18 protein-coding genes are annotated in these 16298 nt (G+C 48.7%); 17 read left to right on the forward strand and 1 reads right to left on the reverse strand.

From position 1 onward, the window contains the following. Nucleotides 1-95 precede the first annotated feature (95 nt). The 4 genes from WS_RS03765 to thiE all read left to right on the forward strand — a co-directional run bounded on the left by WS_RS03765 (nt 96) and on the right by thiE (nt 3718). Nucleotides 96-974 carry an AraC family transcriptional regulator gene (locus tag WS_RS03765; RefSeq protein WP_011138696.1) on the forward strand — a complete coding sequence of 293 codons (879 nt, stop codon included), beginning with the start codon at nt 96-98 and terminating at the stop codon, nt 972-974. A gap of 76 nt (nt 975-1050) precedes the next feature. Then, on the forward strand, nt 1051-2259 hold the full coding sequence (locus WS_RS03770) for a 2,3,4,5-tetrahydropyridine-2,6-carboxylate N-succinyltransferase (RefSeq protein ID WP_011138697.1): 1209 nt from the start codon (nt 1051-1053) through the stop codon (nt 2257-2259). Nucleotides 2260-2286: 27 nt separating this feature from the next. Continuing rightward, nucleotides 2287-3072: a bifunctional hydroxymethylpyrimidine kinase/phosphomethylpyrimidine kinase gene (gene thiD / locus WS_RS03775; protein ID WP_011138698.1), complete on the forward strand. Its 786-nt coding sequence runs from the start codon at nt 2287-2289 to the stop codon at nt 3070-3072. A 1-nt stretch (nt 3073) separates the two neighbouring features. Next, nucleotides 3074-3718: a thiamine phosphate synthase gene (thiE, locus tag WS_RS03780; RefSeq protein WP_011138699.1), complete on the forward strand. Its 645-nt coding sequence runs from the start codon at nt 3074-3076 to the stop codon at nt 3716-3718. Nucleotides 3719-3750: 32 nt separating this feature from the next. Here the strand turns inward: thiE and WS_RS03785 are convergent, their stop codons facing one another. Then, the gene (locus WS_RS03785; RefSeq protein ID WP_197718505.1) at nt 3751-4029 is read right to left on the reverse strand and encodes an RNA recognition motif domain-containing protein; all 279 of its coding nucleotides are present in this window, start codon (nt 4027-4029) and stop codon (nt 3751-3753) included. Between the two features lie 495 nt (nt 4030-4524). Between WS_RS03785 and hypF the strand changes: the two genes are divergently transcribed. The 13 genes from hypF (at nt 4525) to WS_RS03850 (ending at nt 16292) form a co-directional block, all read left to right on the forward strand. Next, nucleotides 4525-6804 (forward strand): carbamoyltransferase HypF, encoded by a 2280-nt coding sequence (gene hypF, locus WS_RS03790; RefSeq protein ID WP_041571734.1) that lies wholly within the window; start codon nt 4525-4527, stop codon nt 6802-6804. A gap of 134 nt (nt 6805-6938) precedes the next feature. Next, complete coding sequence (gene hypB, locus WS_RS03795; RefSeq protein ID WP_011138701.1) at nt 6939-7646, forward strand: hydrogenase nickel incorporation protein HypB; 708 nt, start codon at nt 6939-6941, stop codon at nt 7644-7646. Further along, nucleotides 7624-7887, forward strand: coding sequence for a HypC/HybG/HupF family hydrogenase formation chaperone (locus tag WS_RS03800; protein ID WP_011138702.1), 264 nt, complete (start codon nt 7624-7626; stop codon nt 7885-7887). The genes hypB and WS_RS03800 overlap by 23 nt, the downstream gene beginning before the upstream one ends. Then, the gene (gene hypD, locus WS_RS03805) at nt 7884-9005 is read left to right on the forward strand and encodes a hydrogenase formation protein HypD (RefSeq protein WP_011138703.1); all 1122 of its coding nucleotides are present in this window, start codon (nt 7884-7886) and stop codon (nt 9003-9005) included. The genes WS_RS03800 and hypD overlap by 4 nt, the downstream gene beginning before the upstream one ends. A gap of 4 nt (nt 9006-9009) precedes the next feature. Continuing rightward, complete coding sequence (locus WS_RS03810) at nt 9010-10686, forward strand: AAA domain-containing protein (protein WP_011138704.1); 1677 nt, start codon at nt 9010-9012, stop codon at nt 10684-10686. Nucleotides 10687-10734: 48 nt separating this feature from the next. Continuing rightward, a complete protein-coding gene (gene hypE, locus WS_RS03815; protein ID WP_011138705.1) occupies nt 10735-11736 on the forward strand; it encodes a hydrogenase expression/formation protein HypE in 1002 nt (333 codons plus the stop codon). 11 nt (nt 11737-11747) lie between these two features. Continuing rightward, on the forward strand, nt 11748-12107 hold the full coding sequence (gene hypA, locus WS_RS03820; protein WP_011138706.1) for a hydrogenase/urease nickel incorporation protein HypA: 360 nt from the start codon (nt 11748-11750) through the stop codon (nt 12105-12107). Next, nucleotides 12097-12609, forward strand: coding sequence for a nucleoporin Nup88 family protein (locus WS_RS03825; RefSeq protein WP_011138707.1), 513 nt, complete (start codon nt 12097-12099; stop codon nt 12607-12609). Before hypA ends, WS_RS03825 begins: the two co-directional genes overlap by 11 nt. Next, nucleotides 12606-13676: a lipid-A-disaccharide synthase gene (lpxB, locus tag WS_RS03830; protein WP_011138708.1), complete on the forward strand. Its 1071-nt coding sequence runs from the start codon at nt 12606-12608 to the stop codon at nt 13674-13676. Before WS_RS03825 ends, lpxB begins: the two co-directional genes overlap by 4 nt. Nucleotides 13677-13729: 53 nt before the next feature. Continuing rightward, on the forward strand, nt 13730-14218 hold the full coding sequence (gene greA, locus WS_RS03835) for a transcription elongation factor GreA (RefSeq protein WP_011138709.1): 489 nt from the start codon (nt 13730-13732) through the stop codon (nt 14216-14218). Between the two features lie 10 nt (nt 14219-14228). Next, entirely contained in the window at nt 14229-14660 is a 432-nt protein-coding gene (gene dut, locus WS_RS03840) for a dUTP diphosphatase (RefSeq protein ID WP_041572044.1), read from the forward strand. 25 nt (nt 14661-14685) lie between these two features. Beyond that, complete coding sequence (locus WS_RS03845; protein ID WP_011138711.1) at nt 14686-15294, forward strand: tetratricopeptide repeat protein; 609 nt, start codon at nt 14686-14688, stop codon at nt 15292-15294. Next, nucleotides 15291-16292: a hypothetical protein gene (locus WS_RS03850; RefSeq protein ID WP_011138712.1), complete on the forward strand. Its 1002-nt coding sequence runs from the start codon at nt 15291-15293 to the stop codon at nt 16290-16292. Before WS_RS03845 ends, WS_RS03850 begins: the two co-directional genes overlap by 4 nt. Nucleotides 16293-16298 lie beyond the last annotated feature (6 nt).

A 16298-nucleotide genomic window follows, 5' to 3' on the forward strand; every position in this document is an offset into this window, starting at 1 on the left:
GAAAGAATCTTAAGCTTTTCGTGAAGGAAAATCTTCTTCTAAATGGAGAAAAAAATTGTCCAATCTTGTGATCTTTTTATGCTAATATTGATTTTATGAAAAAAGAGACCAAGCATTTCCGCGCCCTTTTGGCTGATAACGCCCTCTATTACATCTACTCCAACATCTCCGCTCCGCTCTCACTCCAAGAGCTTGCCAAAGAGGCGGGGGTGAGTGCTCACCACTTTCATCGAATCTTTAAGGAGGAGCAGGGGCAAAATCTTTATGAAACCATCAAATCGATTCGTCTTCAAAAAGCCGCGAATCTGCTCCTCTCCAATCACTACTCCACCATCTCAGAGGTGGCACAACTCTGCGGATATTCCTCTAGTGCCTCTTTTATCAAGGCTTTCAAAGGGCGCTTTCACCTCACTCCCAGAGAGTGGCGCCATGGAGGACACCGCCAATACGCCAAGGAGATTTTGAGCACTTCTAGTGCTGCGATGGCCTCTCAGAGGAGCTTTTTGGGGCTAGAGCCAACGATTAAAAAAATCCCTGCCTTTAGGGCGGTCTATTTGCGTCACAAGGGCTACAACAAAAGCATCGCTCTCTCGTGGCAAAAGCTTATGGCTTGGGGATTTGAGCATCAGATTTCTTCACAGGCGCGTCAAATAGGAATCCATCACGACAATCCCTCTATCACGCCATTGGCGGAGTGCCGCTATATCGCTGCTTTGGAGGTGGAGGAGGGGTTTAGAGCGCAGGGACTGCTTGGGGTGATGGAGTTTCCGCCTACCCTTTGCGCGGTCTTTGAAGTGCAGGGGCGCTATGGGGATGTGCTCGGTCTTATTGATTATGTCTATCATGAATGGCTTCCTCAAAGTGGCTATGAGGCCAAGACAATCCCTGCGTTTGCTCTCTATCAAAAAAATCATTTTTTGGATCCCTTGGGAAACTTTCAGCTCGATTTTTGCCTGCCCGTGGGGGTGGTTTGAGGCGTTATTTAGAGAGAATTGGCTAGAGTAACTCAACTATAAGTTTAAATTCTAATCAACACAAAGGAGAGCATGCATGAGCGTTGAGGCGTTTAAGGCATTCGTGAGTGAGTTTCAAGCGAGAAAAGATTATCGAGCACCTCTAGGATTTGGAATCTGCCGCGTGGATCTAGGAAAGTCAAGTGGCAAGGTGCTTCAAGCGACCTATCCTCTGCTCAATTGGGAAGGGGAAAATCTTGGCTCGTTTGCGGTTTTGAGCGAAGTGGCCAAAGAGGGCAAACGAATCTCCGAGGGGGATTTTGAGCAGGTGGTTGGAATCACTCCAGAGTTTATCCAAAATGCCCTCGCGCTCTTTGAGCCCTTCATTGCAGAGACGATTGCTGATGCCTCAAAACATAAAAATATACAGGTGATTTTAGAGCTTCAAAAAGCCCTCCACGAAGGACGGCTGATGGATGCTCAAGGCGAGCCTCTCTATCGATTCGTGGCGCTCTATGAGGACGCGAAATGCGAAAGCGTGGAGACGGGCTATATGAAGCTTCTTGCGCTCTCTTTGGGCAAAGCCCCCTTGCGATCCCTCCTTTTGGATGGAATCTTTGGGTTGCTTCAAAATGTCGCGTGGAGTGGCAATAAGCCTTATGAGCTCGCATGGCTTAGGGAGAATGAGATTCGTCTAAAGATGCGAGGCGAGTATCCAGCGATTGATTATGTGGACAAATTTCCCCGCTATCTCATGCAGGTGATCCCACAATATGACAACATTCGTCTGCTTGACACAGCCAAGACGCGTTTTGGCGCTTACTTGGGCAAGGGGGGTTACACTCAGATGCCCGGAGCCAGCTATATCAACTTCAACGCGGGCGTTGAAGGGGCTTGCATGAATGAGGGGAGAATCTCCTCCTCGGTGGTTATTGGCGAAGGAACCGATGTGGGTGGAGGCGCAAGCATCCTTGGCGTGCTAAGCGGGGGCAACAATGATCCAATCACGATTGGCAAAAACTGCCTTCTTGGGGTCAACAGCTCCACAGGAATCAGCCTGGGTGATGGATGTATTGTGGATGGAGGAGTTGCGGTGTTGGCAGGAACCGTCTTTAAAATCAGCGAGGCTGAGGCTGCTAAAATCGCTGAGATCAACCCTGACTTTGAGCTCAAAGCCGATGGATTCTATAAGGGTAAAGATCTCTCCAAGAAACATGGAGTCCATTTCCGCCAAGATTCCAAAACAGGCGCCATGATCGCTTTTAGAAGCAATCGAAAAATCGAGCTCAACGCCGCTCTGCACTAAAAATTTTTATAAAAAAAGGGGGGGCGTGTGAAAGTCGTGCTTACCATCGCGGGGAGCGATAGCTCAGGGGGAGCGGGAATCCAAGCCGACATCAAGACGGCGGAGGCTTTTGGCTGCTTTAGTGCGACAGCCCTCACAGTGATCACCGCTCAAAACACGCTGGGTGTGCGAGAAGCAATGCCGCTAGGGGCTTCATTGGTTCGATCGCAGATTGAGGCAGTGATGGAGGATTTTTCCGTTGAGGCGATCAAAATCGGGATGCTTTATGACACAGAGACGATTCTTGGTGTAGGAGAGTTTCTGATTCAAAATGCACTCAAGATTCCTGTTGTGTTAGATCCCGTGGCAATCTCTCAGGCGGGCTCCAAGCTCCTGCTGGATGAGGCGATACGCTCCTTGGCTGATCTTTTTCCTTTGGCTACGGTGGTCACTCCCAACCTCAAAGAGACCGAGCTTTTTTGGAATTTAGATCAAGAGCCTACTTTGGAAATTCTGCGAGAAAGGGGAGTAGAGTTTGCAAGGGAGCGAGGAGTGGCCTTTGTGGTGAAGAATCTTCGCAAAGAGGATAGAAGCGTGGATTACCTCATTCAAGAGGAGGGAATCGCCTCTTTTTGCACTCCCTATGTAAAGAATGGCCAAAGCCATGGCACAGGGTGCTCTTTTTCGATGGCGATCGCCTGTCTGCTAGCGCTTGGATTGAGCTTGCCAGAGGCGGTGAAAGAGGCCAAAGACTATATCTATAAAGCGATGTTGGAAGCCCCTTTTTTAGGCAGGGGGGCAGGGCCAATTTTACATCGAGTCAAGAGGAGCTAACATGCAAGATATGAGACTTCAAGGACTTTATGGAATCAGTGAGTCTGGATGGTATAAGCGTCCCCATGAAGCGATCGAACTCCTTTTGGAGGCAATTGAGGGGGGGATGAAAATCTTTCAGCTTCGAGAGAAAGAGGGGAGTGATGAGGAGATTCTTCCTTTAGCGCGTGCCCTTTGGAACCATTGTCGCCAAAAAGGGGTGCTTTTTATCCTTAATGACCGCCTTGATTTAGCGTTGAGCTTGGGGGTGGATGGGGTGCATCTTGGAATCGATGATGCGGAGGCCTCTAGGGCGAGAATACTTTTGCCCCATGGAATCATAGGAATCTCCTGTTATGGAGACCTTGATCGTGCACATAAAGCCAAGGAGGAGGGGGCGAGCTATGTGGCTTTTGGCTCCTGTTTCCCCTCTCCCACCAAGCCAGCCTCAAGTGTAATCGATCTCACCCTGTTTAAAAAGGCCCAAGAGGAGCTCGCGATTCCTCTTTGTGCCATTGGGGGAATCGAGGCGCAAAATGTGGGTGAGCTGATTCACTGTGATATGATTGCGGTGATCTCTTCGCTTTGGAGTGGAGGAGTGGCACAGGTGAGGAAAAATGCGAAAGGGTTGATACAAAGTTGGAGAGAAAATAGAGAGAGGGTTTAAAAGAGGATTTTAGGGTCGAACCGACCCTAAAATTACCAGGAGCGCTTAGGAGGTCTAGAGTCTCTGGGTTCTCTAGGTTTAGCTTCGTTAACTCTTAGGTTTCTGCCTAGGAATTCGCTGTTGTTGAGGGCATCAATCGCTTTATCAGCGCCATCAGCTTCCATCTCTACGAATCCAAAACCTTTTGCCTTGCCTGTTTCTCTATCAGTAACCAATTTGACCGACAGAACGTTTCCGTACTTTGAGAAAAGGTCTCTAACGTCTTGCTCAGAAGCGTTATAAGCCATGTTACCTACGTAAATGCTTTTCAATGTAAATTCTCCATGTGAAAATATGTCTCTTTAAGCTAAAGAGAGCATACAAAATGTGAAGGCTAAGAGCTCGTGGACGGAATCAAGCCATGTAAAGCCCAATGCGATCGCCAAACCTTAAAACCAAAACTCAAGCTTAGAGCCTAGACTGCCTCTTTTTAAAGATGCTATGCGCTCCGGAAAAGTCAAAAGCGGAAAAAACCCCAATTCCCAATTACCAGAAAGCTTCTTTTAGAAGCAGATAAAAGATCATAGATTAGAGTAGCTTAAACCAAATTGAATTTATTTAATATTTTTAAGATTTCTATTAGTTTTTTCATTTTTTTAGAAAAGTAAGGAAAAAACTTATCTCTAAATTCAACTATTTTGAAATAGAATAGATCAATTGAAAAGATAACTTGGGTTCAACCCCTTTTTTTGGTGCTCATGCATCACACCAAATTAAAATCACTAAACCTTTAAAGCTGAGGCTTTGGGCAAGGACATTGTGTCAAGATGGTTTCAAGCATCAAAAAGCAGGCAAAAATTACCATTAGTGGGATCGTGCAGGGAGTGGGGTTTCGACCCTTTGTTTATAATTTAGCCACGGAGCTTGGAGTAGGGGGGTATGTCCTCAATAATCCCCAAGGGGTTTTGATCGTGGCGGAGACGGATCAAAACACACTGGAGGAGTTTATCCAGGCCATTCGCCAAAACAAGCCACGCAACGCCAAGATCGATTCCTTTAAAGTGGAATCAGATGAGAAGCTGGTAGGCTACACCTCTTTTGAGATTCGAGATAGTGTGAATATGGGAGGAAAGTGCGCGATTTTGCCTGCGGATACCTCCATCTGCCCCGACTGCCTTAGAGAGATGCATGATCCTAAGGATAGACGATACCTCTACCCTTTTATCAATTGTACCAATTGTGGTCCTCGCTATACTATCATCAAAGAGCTCCCTTACGACCGACCCAAGACCTCTATGGCAGCCTTTGAGATGTGCCCTGAGTGTCAGAAAGAGTACAACGACCCTACCAGTCGCCGCTTTCATGCCGAGCCTAATAGCTGCCCTCATTGCGGTCCCAAGCTAACGCTCTATCGCTCTAATGGGACTCCTTTGGCGGAGGGGGCTAAGGCAATTGAGACACTTTGCAAGCTGATCAAAAAAGGTCATATTGTGGCTGTCAAAGGAATTGGTGGCTTTCATCTTGTGTGTGATGCGACCAAAAATCGCGTGGTGATGGAGCTCAGGGAGCGTAAAAAGCGTCCGACTAAGCCTTTTGCTGTTATGTTTAGAAGTGTCTTTGAGATAGGGAAGTGCACCGAGCTCTCCCCTATTGAAGAGGCGACTATTCTTTCGCCTGAACGCCCCATTGTGCTCATTTCTAAAAGGCGTCCGCATCGCTTAGAAAAGTTCCTTATCTCTTGTGATGGAGTCGCACCTAGAGTGGGGACTATGGGGGTTTTTCTCCCCTATTCGCCCCTCCATTCTCTTCTTATGGAGCAGGCAAAGATTCCTCTGGTCTTTACGAGTGCTAATCTCAGTGGAGAGCCACTCATTCGAGATTTCAAAGAGTTATGCGAGAAGCTTTCGGGTGTTTTTGACTATTACCTTGACCATGATCGAGAGATTCTCAATCCTTGTGATGATAGCGTGGTGACCATCCAAAACAATAAATTCCAAGTGATTCGGCGTGCTAGAGGCTATGCTCCCTCTAATGTCCTTTTGCCCTTTGAGCTTGAAGAGGGGGTGCTGGCGCTAGGGGCTCAGCAAAAGAGCACGCTTGCGTTGGCTTTTGGGAGCAATGCAATCTTGAGTCCGCACATTGGCGATCTGGATAACCCCTCCTCAGAGAGCTATTTTCACCAGACGCGTGAAGTGCTTCAGGGGATTTATGAATTCACTCCTAAAATCATCGTATCGGATAAACATCCCGATTACGAATCGACTCGTTGGGCACTCAAACAGAAAGACTCGCAAGTGTTGCAGGTGCAGCACCACTATGCCCATATGCTCTCACTCCTCTCTGAGCATAAAGTTAAAGAGAAAATTCTTGGGGTGATTTGGGATGGAACAGGCTATGGGGATGATGGCCGGATTTGGGGAGGGGAGTTTTTCGTGGGGGATTTTCATGGCTATGAGCGCGCGGGTCACTTTAAGGAATTTAGGCTTCTAGGGGGTGAGAGTGCGATCAAAGAGCCCAAGAAGTTAGCGCTCTCTTTGATGTTTGATCTCTATGGCAAAGAGGCGCTCAATCTCAAACACCCCGTAGTGAACTCCTTTTCGCATGATGAGCTAGAGACGCTCTATAAAATGCATCAAAAAGGAATCAACTCTCCACTCTCCAGTTCCGTAGGAAGGCTTTTTGATGCGATGGCGGCGATGATTGGAGTGGTGGATCGCGTCACTTTTGAGGGAGAGTGCGGGATGGTGCTAGAGGGGCTTTATAATCCTGATTTTGAGGCGGAGCGTTATCCTTATCTTGTTCAAGAGGGGGTGGTGGATATTCACCCTATGCTTTTGGCGATTCTTGAGGGGGGCGAAGAGGCAAGTTTGGTGGCGACTAAGTTCATCAACACGCTGGCCCATATTGCTCTAGAAGTGGCTAGAATTCATCGCTTACCCGTAGGTTTCAGCGGAGGAGTCTTTCAGAATCGTGAGCTATGCACCAAAATCGAGCGGCTCTTTCAAAACGAGGGGCTTCCCTATTATATGCATGAGAAGATTCCTTGCAATGATGGAGGAATCGCTTTGGGGCAGGTGGCCTTTGCCAAGTTCCACGGTAAAGTCTAAGATAACCTTTTTAAAGAGTTTTTTTACCCTGCGGTGATACCATTCTCCTCAAAGCCTTCGGGAGGCCTCTCTAAAATTGGCGAGAGAGGCTAGAGCCTCCTAGGTGTCCTTTGGCTATTTAAGGAGATGAAACCTTGCAAAATCGTCGAAACCTCAACAACCCTAATCTTCAGACCAAAAGCCTAGAAGTCGTAGAGCGAATCCTTTCTAAAAACGACCTAGAGGCGCAAAAGCTTCGAGAGCGATTCGCTGAGGCGGGGGTCTATGCCCTCAATCTCATGAGCTCTCCGGGAAGTGGAAAAACTACCCTATTGGAGCAGATGGCGCTTCTTGGGGGAGTTACTTTTAGCGTCATTGAGGGAGATTTGGAGACCAATCGTGACGCCGATCGATTGAGAGCCAAAGGGGTGGAGGCCTATCAGATCACCACGGGAGAGGCCTGTCATCTTGAAGCCCTCATGGTCGCTAAGGCTTTGGATCAGATTCCTTGGCAAAAGAAGGATTTCCTCATTATTGAGAATGTGGGGAATCTCGTCTGCCCCGCGAGTTATGACTTGGGGTGTGCGATGAATATTGTGCTGCTCTCTGTACCCGAAGGGGATGATAAGATTCTTAAATACCCTACGATGTTCCTCTGCGCCGATGCCGTGCTCATCACCAAAAGCGATATGATCGACTATTTTGGCTTTAGACTCTCCCAAGTGCGAGAGGATCTCAATCGCCTAGGCAAGGCGATTCCCATCTTTGAAACCTCCTCCAAAGAGCCTTCAACCATCCAAAAATTTATTCAATTCATCCAAGAAAAAAAGGAGCAAGGATATGTGTCTAGCCATACCTTCTAAAGTGGTCTCTATTGACAAAGAGAGAAACATGGCCAAGCTTGATACGCTAGGCGTGGAGCGTGAAGCGAGTCTGGATTTAATGCAAGAAGAGGTGGCCGTGGGGGAGTATGTTCTGCTCCATATTGGTTATGTGATGAGCAAGATTGATGAGGAGAGCGCCAAACTCTCGCTCGAGACCTATCGCGAAATCATCAAGGCGATGGAGGAGGAAGAGGAAGAGCTCCATAGGGCCAATTCATGAGTGATCACTATCTCATCGATTCTTTTCGAGACAAAGAGATCATCCAAAAATTTGCTAAGAAAATCGCCCAAAATGCCTCTTTATTGCCTAGAAAAGTGAAAATTATGGAGGTTTGCGGGGGGCACACCCACACCATCATGAAATATGGACTGCTTCAGCTTATGCCCAAAGAGGTGGAGTTTGTCCATGGGCCTGGGTGCCCTGTTTGCGTGATGCCCAAAGAGAGAATCAATCAAGCCTATGAGATTGCTCTGCAAGAGGGGGTGATTCTTGTCACCTTGGGAGATATGATCAAAGTCCCGGGCTCTCAAGGGTCGCTCCAGAGCGCTAGAGCTCTAGGGCGTGATGTTCGATTCGTCTATTCACCCCTAGAGGTGCTCAAAATTGCCAAAGAGAATCCCCACCAAAAAGTGGTCTTTTTCGCCATTGGATTTGAGACCACCACGCCTATGAGTGCAGCGCTTTTGGAGCGAGCCATGGGAGAAGGGGTCAAAAACCTCCTTTTTCATATCAATCATATCACGGTTCCAGAGCCCGTGAGAGCGATTCTAGATGATCCCTCCTCAACCCTTGACGCCCTCATTGGCCCCTCCCATGTGAGCGTGATTGCAGGAGCGAAAATCTATGAGCCCTTGGTGCAAGACTATCGACTTCCTATTGTGGTGTCGGGTTTTGAACCTGTGGATGTGATGGAGAGCGTGGATAGAATCGTCCACCAGCTGGCTCACCAAGAGGCTAGGCTAGAGATTCAATACGCGCGAAGCGTCACGATGGAGGGGAATCTTAAGGCTCAGGCGATGATAGAGCGCTACTTTGAAAAGCGCGAGAGCTTCACATGGCGAGGAATCGGTCCTATTCCCTGCTCGGCTTTGCGCCTTAGAGAGGAGTTTAAGGAGTGGGACGCGGAGCGCTATTTTGCCTCGATTCTTCATCATGAAGAGATTCCTGATCATAAATCTTGCAAATGCGGCGACATCTTAAGAGGGGTGGCCAAGCCCTTTGATTGCAAGGTTTTTGCCAAGGCGTGCACCCCAGAAAATCCTCTAGGAAGCTGTATGGTGAGTAGCGAGGGGGCGTGTGCGGCCTATTACAAATATGGTCGGGAGCACCTGAATTAATTCTTTGGCTTGGACGCTCATTGATTCATCGCGGCGTTATTATGATTTTTTGGAGCAGAATGGGCGCGGGCTAGAGGAGATTCCCCTGCTTAGAGTCGTGCCCTCCCCAGCAGGGGTGATTTTAGAGGTCAAATCCAAGGTGCTAAGCACTGAAAATCTGCTACTGCGCGCTTTGGAAGAGGAGTGGAGAATCGGTGAAGAGGAGCTGGTGGCGGAGAGTTTTGATGAAAAGAGAGGACTCCTCAGTCTTGAATGCTCCCCAGGGCTAGCCGCTCACCTCCAAAGAGCGCAAGGGCTTAGGCTCTTTAGTGATCTGAAATTTTTAGTGAAAAATGTCGAGCGATTCTATCTCAATCACGAAGAGGAGCTGATTCTTCCTCGCCCCTCGCCCCTCTTGATTCCTCCTCCTATTGAGCGTTTATCAGGCGAGCAGCAAAAAGCGGTAGAGACGATTTTTGCCCATCCTTTGAGCTATGTTTGGGGAGCTCCTGGCACAGGGAAGACTCGTGGAGTGCTTTTTGAATCGCTTCTTTGGACGCTAGGGCAGGGGGTGAGGGCGATTCTTCTAGCCCCCACGAACAATGCCTTAGAGCAAGCGCTTTTAGCGCTTTTGCCTCAATTTGATGAGCTGGGCATGGAGCGCGCCAATGTACTCCGTCTAGGCACGCCTTCTGCACGATTTTTGGAGCTTTATCCTGAGGTGTGTGACCCTTTGAGCGTGCGCGATAAAGAGGCGACTCTTTTTGATTTTGGGTCACATAAAAAGAGTCCAAAAGAGCGCATGGAAGAGGCGTTGGTGCTAGCTATGACGGTGGATAACTTTATTAAGCGCTTCGAGACCCTTCCCTTGAGTGGAAAGAAGCACCTCTTTTTGGATGAAGCGGCCTTCACACCGCTTATCAAAGCTATCACTCTCTGCGCTGCTCAAGCGCCCCTAACCATGCTAGGGGATCATAAGCAGCTTCCACCTGTCTGTGAGGCACCAGAGCGCGAAATGAGAGGAGAGAATCGAACTCTCAAAGCGTGGCACTACTCCGCCCTCCACCTAGAATCCTACATGAGGCAAGGAGAGGCGATTTTTGAGGTTTCCGATCCGCTTCTTTTGCCCCCCCTTGTGACCACCCAAATGGTCTGCTTGAGCCGTTCTCATCGCTATGGAGAGAATCTTACGCGCCTTTTAGATGAGCACATCTATCAAATGGGACTCACAGGGCTCGAGAAAAAAACGGAGCTTTATTACATCGACAGCGGAGCAGGTGAAAGGGTCGATTCCAAAGGTTATTCTAGTCCTATGGAGGCCAAAGCCATGAGGGGGTTGGTCGGGGAGCTCTTAAGGAGCGAGGCCGACTTTGGAATCATTACTCCTTTTGTGCTTCAAAAAAAAGCGATTTTGGAGCACCACCCCGAGTTGAGGGGCAAGGAGCGAGTAATGACGATCCACGGGAGTCAGGGGCAGGAGTTTGAGACGGTGATTCTCTCTCCGGTCACGCTTCACTACCACTTGACCAACTCCAAGAATCCCGCTGCGCTTCATGCGCTCAATGTGGCGGTGAGTCGAGCCAAGGGGCGAATCGTGCTGGTTTGTGATTATGCCTTTTGGATGAAGCAAAAAGGGCAGTTTTTAAGTGCGCTTTTGCGCGAGTGTGAGCCTTTGGGTCAAATCAAAGCTCCAAAATTATAAAATCGAAGGCAGAGGTGCCCTCAAATTTAAAGAGCCAAGAAGGATGAAATGCCAATGGAGAGAGTGCTTTTAGCGCATGGAAGTGGGGGTGTAGAATCGCACCACCTCATTAGCGAGATATTTTTCAAAGAGCTAGGGAATGAGATTTTAGCGCTTGGCGAAGACGCGGGTGTGATTGAAACAGGCGGTAAAATTGCCGTGAGTACGGATGGATTCACGGTCACCCCGCTCTTTTTCCCCGGAGGAGATATTGGCAAGCTCGCGATTTGTGGGAGCGCCAATGATGTGGCGATGATGGGGGCTAAGCCCTCCTATATCACCTGCTCTTTCATGATTGAAGAGGGCTTTGAGGTGGAGAAGCTACGAAAAATCGTCGCTTCCATGGGAAAAGAACTTCAAAAAAGCGGAATGAAAATGATCTCAGGTGACACCAAGGTGATCCCCAAGGGGGGCGTGGATCAGATCTTTATCACCACCACCGCCCTAGGAGAGGTGAAGCATCCGCTCTCTTGCCATCATCTGGAGGCAGGGGATGCAATTTTGGTGAGTGGCGCTATCGGGACGCACGGGGCGGTGATCTATGCTAGTCGTGAAGAGATGGGACTAAAGAGCCCCCTAGAGAGCGACTGCGCCCAACTTTGGGAGATGTTGGAGCCTCTCTTGGCGGCCAATTTAGGAATCAAGACCATGCGAGATGCGACACGGGGCGGATTGGCAGCCGTGTTGAATGAGTGGAGCCAAAGCGTGGGGAAGGGAATTGAAATATCCGAAGAGACGCTTCCTTTTAAAACCGAAGTGAAAGGAATCTGCGAGATTCTTGGCTTTGAAGCTTGCAATTTGGCCAATGAGGGGATGTGCGTGATTGCCCTCCCTAAAGAGAGTGCCTCTAGGGCGCTAGAGATGCTCAAAGCCCATCCGCTAGGTCTGGAGGCAAGCCTTATTGGTGAAGTGGTGGAGAATCACCCCGGGCGAGTGGTGATGAAGAGTGAGTGGGGCACGAGACGCTATCTAGATTATCCCAGCGGCGAGCTACTTCCTCGTATCTGCTAAAGGAGAAGAGAATGCACGAATACTCCATCGTTACGGCACTTCTTGAGCTATGCGAGAATCACGCGAAGTCCAATAAAGCCAAAAAGGTGACCAAAGTGGTGGTGGCCTTGGGTGAACGAAGCGGGGTGGAGCCTCAGCTTTTGGAGAGTGCCTTTGAGGTTTTCAAGCTCGATTCGGTTTGCGCGGAGAGCGAGCTGGTGATTGAGACCAAGCCGATGAAGTTTCGTTGTCGCTCTTGCGGGGCGGAGTTTTTACCCAAGGGAATCGATTTTGGTTCTTGTGAGGTATGCAAAGCCCCCAATCCAGAGCTTGTTGGAGGCAAGGAGATGCACCTGCAAAGCCTAGAGATGGAGGCTGAAGATGAGGGATAGGGAGATTTTTGAGCGCTTTTTGAGAGAAGAGGAGGGAATCAAAGAGAGCTGGAGAATCTTTGAAATTTTTGAGGAGGAGCGGCGCAAATGGCAAGAGGAGCTAGCTCGCCTCAAAGAGGATCGCAAAATCATCCAAGAGACGGTGGATGCCCTCGCTCTTCGAGCAATTGAGATTCAAGAGGAGATCAAGCAGGCTCAAGAGGCATTGCAAGAGCGGGAAGAGAGGCTTATTGAAGAGGCGCTTCCCTCGATTGAAGCGATGCATCTTCATAGCGTGGAGGTGATTGGCAAGGGGGGTAAGATCATCAAGGCTAAACCCGCTAGAGACTACTATCCTGAGGCCTATGTGGCGCGACTTTTTCGTGAGCTAGAGGAGCTATCTGGCGAGAAGGGGCTAAAGGAGAGGGTTTTGGACCTTGAGCTTGAAAATGCCAAGCTCAAAGTGGAACTACGCGATCTACTCAATGAGCCCCAAGAGCCAGAGGAGACCCCCTCTTCATGAAGCTTCTGGTGAGCGCCCTTGAGCCCTCCTCCAATCTCCATCTCGCCTCCTTAATGAAGCATCTAGAGGGAAAGGTGGAGCTCATGGGAATCTTTGATTCTAAGCTAAGCACCAAGCCACCCCTTTATACGCCTGATCAATTCTCGGTGATGGGTTTTTTGGATGTGATAGAGAGGCTCGGTTTTTTCTGGAGAGCCAAAAAAGAGATGGCCCATTTAGCGAGTGAGGCGGACAAGATTCTATTGATGGATTCCTCATCGTTTAACATTCCCCTAGCCAAAGCGATCAAAAAAGCATTTCCCTCTAAAGAGATCATTTACTATATTTTGCCTCAGGTATGGGCGTGGAAGCCTTGGCGAGCCAAAGCGATTGAGGAATCGTGCGATTTTTTGGCGGCAATTCTCCCTTTTGAGACCGCTTGCTACCAAAGCAAAGCGGAGTATGTGGGGCACCCCTTGCTCGATCTTTTGCCTCCTATTCGCACTTCTTTGCCCAAAGAGGAGCGAATCGCCTTCATGCCAGGGAGTCGCAAAGGGGAAATTGGGAGGCTCTTTCCTGTCTTTAGGGAGGTTGCCAGGAGGATAGAAGCGCCCAAAACGCTGGTGATTCCCTCGATCTATGAGGGGGCTTCTTTGGAGGAGATTTATGGGGATTTGGAGGGCTTTGAGCTCTCTTATGATGCACCCAAAACCCTTTTAGAATCGAGTTTTGCTTTCATCTGTAGTGGCACAGCCACGCTTGAGGCCGCTCTCCTTGGGATTCCATTGGTGCTTGCCTACAAGGCGCGCCCTTTGGATTATTTCATCGCCAAGAATCTCGTCAAGATCGAGCATATTGGATTGGCCAATATCTTTGAGACAAGGCGAGGAGAAGAGCCTTTGCATGAAGAGTTATTACAGGAGGGGGTGAATGTGGAGGCGCTTTTGGAGGCTTATTGGAGGTGCGATAAAGAGCACTTTGTTGAACGCGCCAAAGCTTTGAGGGGTTATTTGAGAAAGGGGAGTTCGCTCCGAGTGGCTCAAAGGATTCTTGAGATTGATTCTAAAGTGATTTTTAACGACGGATAAAGTAGTATATCGGTTTTGAGCGCGAAATGAGCGTGAAGATTTTAGGAGAGAGAATGCAGAAAGAACCGATGACGATTTATGGATATGAAAAGCTTCAAAGGGAGCTCAAAGAGCTCAAAGAGGTGGAGCGCCCTCAAATCGTCAAAGAGATCGATATCGCTAGAGGGCATGGCGATCTCAAGGAAAACGCTGAGTATCACGCCGCCAAGGAGCGCCAGCTTTTTATTGAAGCGAGAATCAATGAGCTAAGTGAGATTCTCTCAAGAACTCAAGTGGTCGATCCTGCAACTATCACGCATGAGAAGATTAGCTTTGGATCGACTTTTAAGGTGATGGATTTAGACACCGAATTCGTCTATGAATACACCATCGTGGGCGCGCCTGAGAGCAATCCTGATCGAGGATTTATCTCTTTTTATTCACCTCTTGCGAGGCAGCTCATTGGCAAAGTTCCGGGTGATGAGATCAATGCCAAGCTTCCTAATGGCGAGATTGATTACGAGGTGCTTGAAGTCTATTACAAGGAGATTTCGTTTGAGTGAGCTCAAAAAGATGAAAATCCGCCTTTTAAAACTCCATCCAAACGCGGTAATTCCCGCTTATCAGAGCGCTGGAGCGGCAGGATTTGACCTCTGCTGTGTCGAATCTTTAGAAATTCCTCCCTTGGGTCGAGCTTTGGTGAGCACAGGATTGGCGCTTGCGTTAGAGGAGGGGTATGAGCTTCAGATCCGTCCTCGAAGCGGCTTGGCGCTTAAGCACGGAATCACCGTGCTTAATACCCCCGGAACTGTGGATAGCGACTATCGAGGAGAGATCAAAGTGATTTTGATCAACTTAGGCGCTGAGAGCTTCTCCATCCAAGCGGGAGATCGAATCGCTCAAGGAGTGGTGAGCAGGCTGAGCATAGCCGAGCTTTGCGAAGTGGAGAGTCTCGATGAAACCGCGCGAGGAGCCGGTGGATTTGGGAGTACGGGAAAATCTTAAATTTAACAACTAGCCAAGGAAAGATATGAGCCTAAAAGAGAATGTGTCTTACATCAAAGAGGAGATCGGGCAAGAGGAGAAGATGCTAGAGGGGTTGATTCGCTTCGAGGGGTGGTTCCGCCGCTATAAAACCCTCCTTCTCTCCGCCCTAGCGCTCCTAGTTGCTCTCTGGGTGGGGCTAGAAGGATATGGTTGGTATAAAGAGCATCAGGCTCAAAAGGCCAGCGCACTCTATGAGCGGCTCTTGAAAAATCCTACAGATGCGGCCTTGGCTCAAGAGCTCCAAAAGAGCGGTTCGGAGCTTTATGAGCTCTTTTTGTTTCATGAAGCCAGCCAAAAGAGCGACACAGAGGCTCTTGGCGCACTCCAAGGCTCCAAAAATGGGATCATCGCCTCTTTGGCAAGTTATCAGATCGCCTCTCTCTCAAAAGATTCTCAAAAGCTAGAGGCTTACACGCAAAAAGAGGGAGTTCTTTTTGGTGATCTCGCCCTTATGGGACGTGCCTATCTTTTGATGCAAGAGGGCAAGATCGAAGAGGCAAAGGTGGCACTAGATAAGATCTCTGTCGATTCTCCAATTAAGGGAGTGGCGAAGTTTTTAGAACATTTTACGGCAAAGGGTGGAGCAAGATGAGAAGATGGGGCTTGTATGCGGGTGCATTGATCGCGGTATTGTTGTTTGGCGGGTGCGGTTCAAAGAAATATTTTGAACCTGAAAAAGTCACAGGCGTGGTCAAATTTGACGGCCGCTTGCCAAGCCCTATTGTCTCGGCTAATCGAGAGGGAGCAATGCTTCAAAATGGGCAGTTTATCACTAAAGAAGGGGTTCAGGAGTTTAAGCTCCCCAAAGGGTATACCTTCTTGAACGATAGCGAACGATACTATCTTGCCGTGGATGAGGCAGGTGCTTTGGGTCTCTTTCCAAAGAGCGGTGGAGAGCCCAAAAAGCTTCAATTTGACTTCAGGCCTCTCTCGGCGCAAATGGAAGGGGACATGCTCGCGCTCGTCCTCTCGGATAACACCCTTTTGCTCCATCATCTTCCCAGCCAAAAGAATCTCTTTTCTCAAAAAGGAGAGAGCGCTGTTGCGGTGAATGCGCTAGTCGCCGCCCCCTTTTTCCTCAAAGACTTAGTGCTCTATCCTACGCTTGATGGAAAGCTCGTGGTGGTGGACAAAGAGAGCTACAAATCCATCCGAAATATCGTGGTCAATAGTGATCCCTACTTTAACAATGTCATTTTTCTTGATGTTCTTAACAATCGCCTAGTGGCCGCTACGCCCAAGCGTATCATCTCTGTTAGCCCTGAAGTGATCAATACCTACAGTGCCAATATTCGAGATGTGATCTTTGTGCGGGATCGAATCTACCTTCTAACGACAGAGGGGCAGATTATTTTGGCTGATCAAGACCTCAACGTCATGCGCACCAAGAAATTCCCTTTTGCCCATTTTAGCGGCGCATTGCACGGAAAATATATCTATGCCGTTGAGACTCAAGGCTATTTTATTGCCGTGGATGTAGATCTTCTTGATTCCAATGTCTATGAGATTCCCAGCGAGATCGACCGACCCGTTTTTGCCAAAGAGAATCGTATCTATTTTGATGATCGCTATTTCGAGCTGAGCAAATAGAGGAAT

The sequence above is a fragment of the Wolinella succinogenes DSM 1740 genome, from assembly GCF_000196135.1.
GTDB lineage: Bacteria > Campylobacterota > Campylobacteria > Campylobacterales > Helicobacteraceae > Wolinella > Wolinella succinogenes.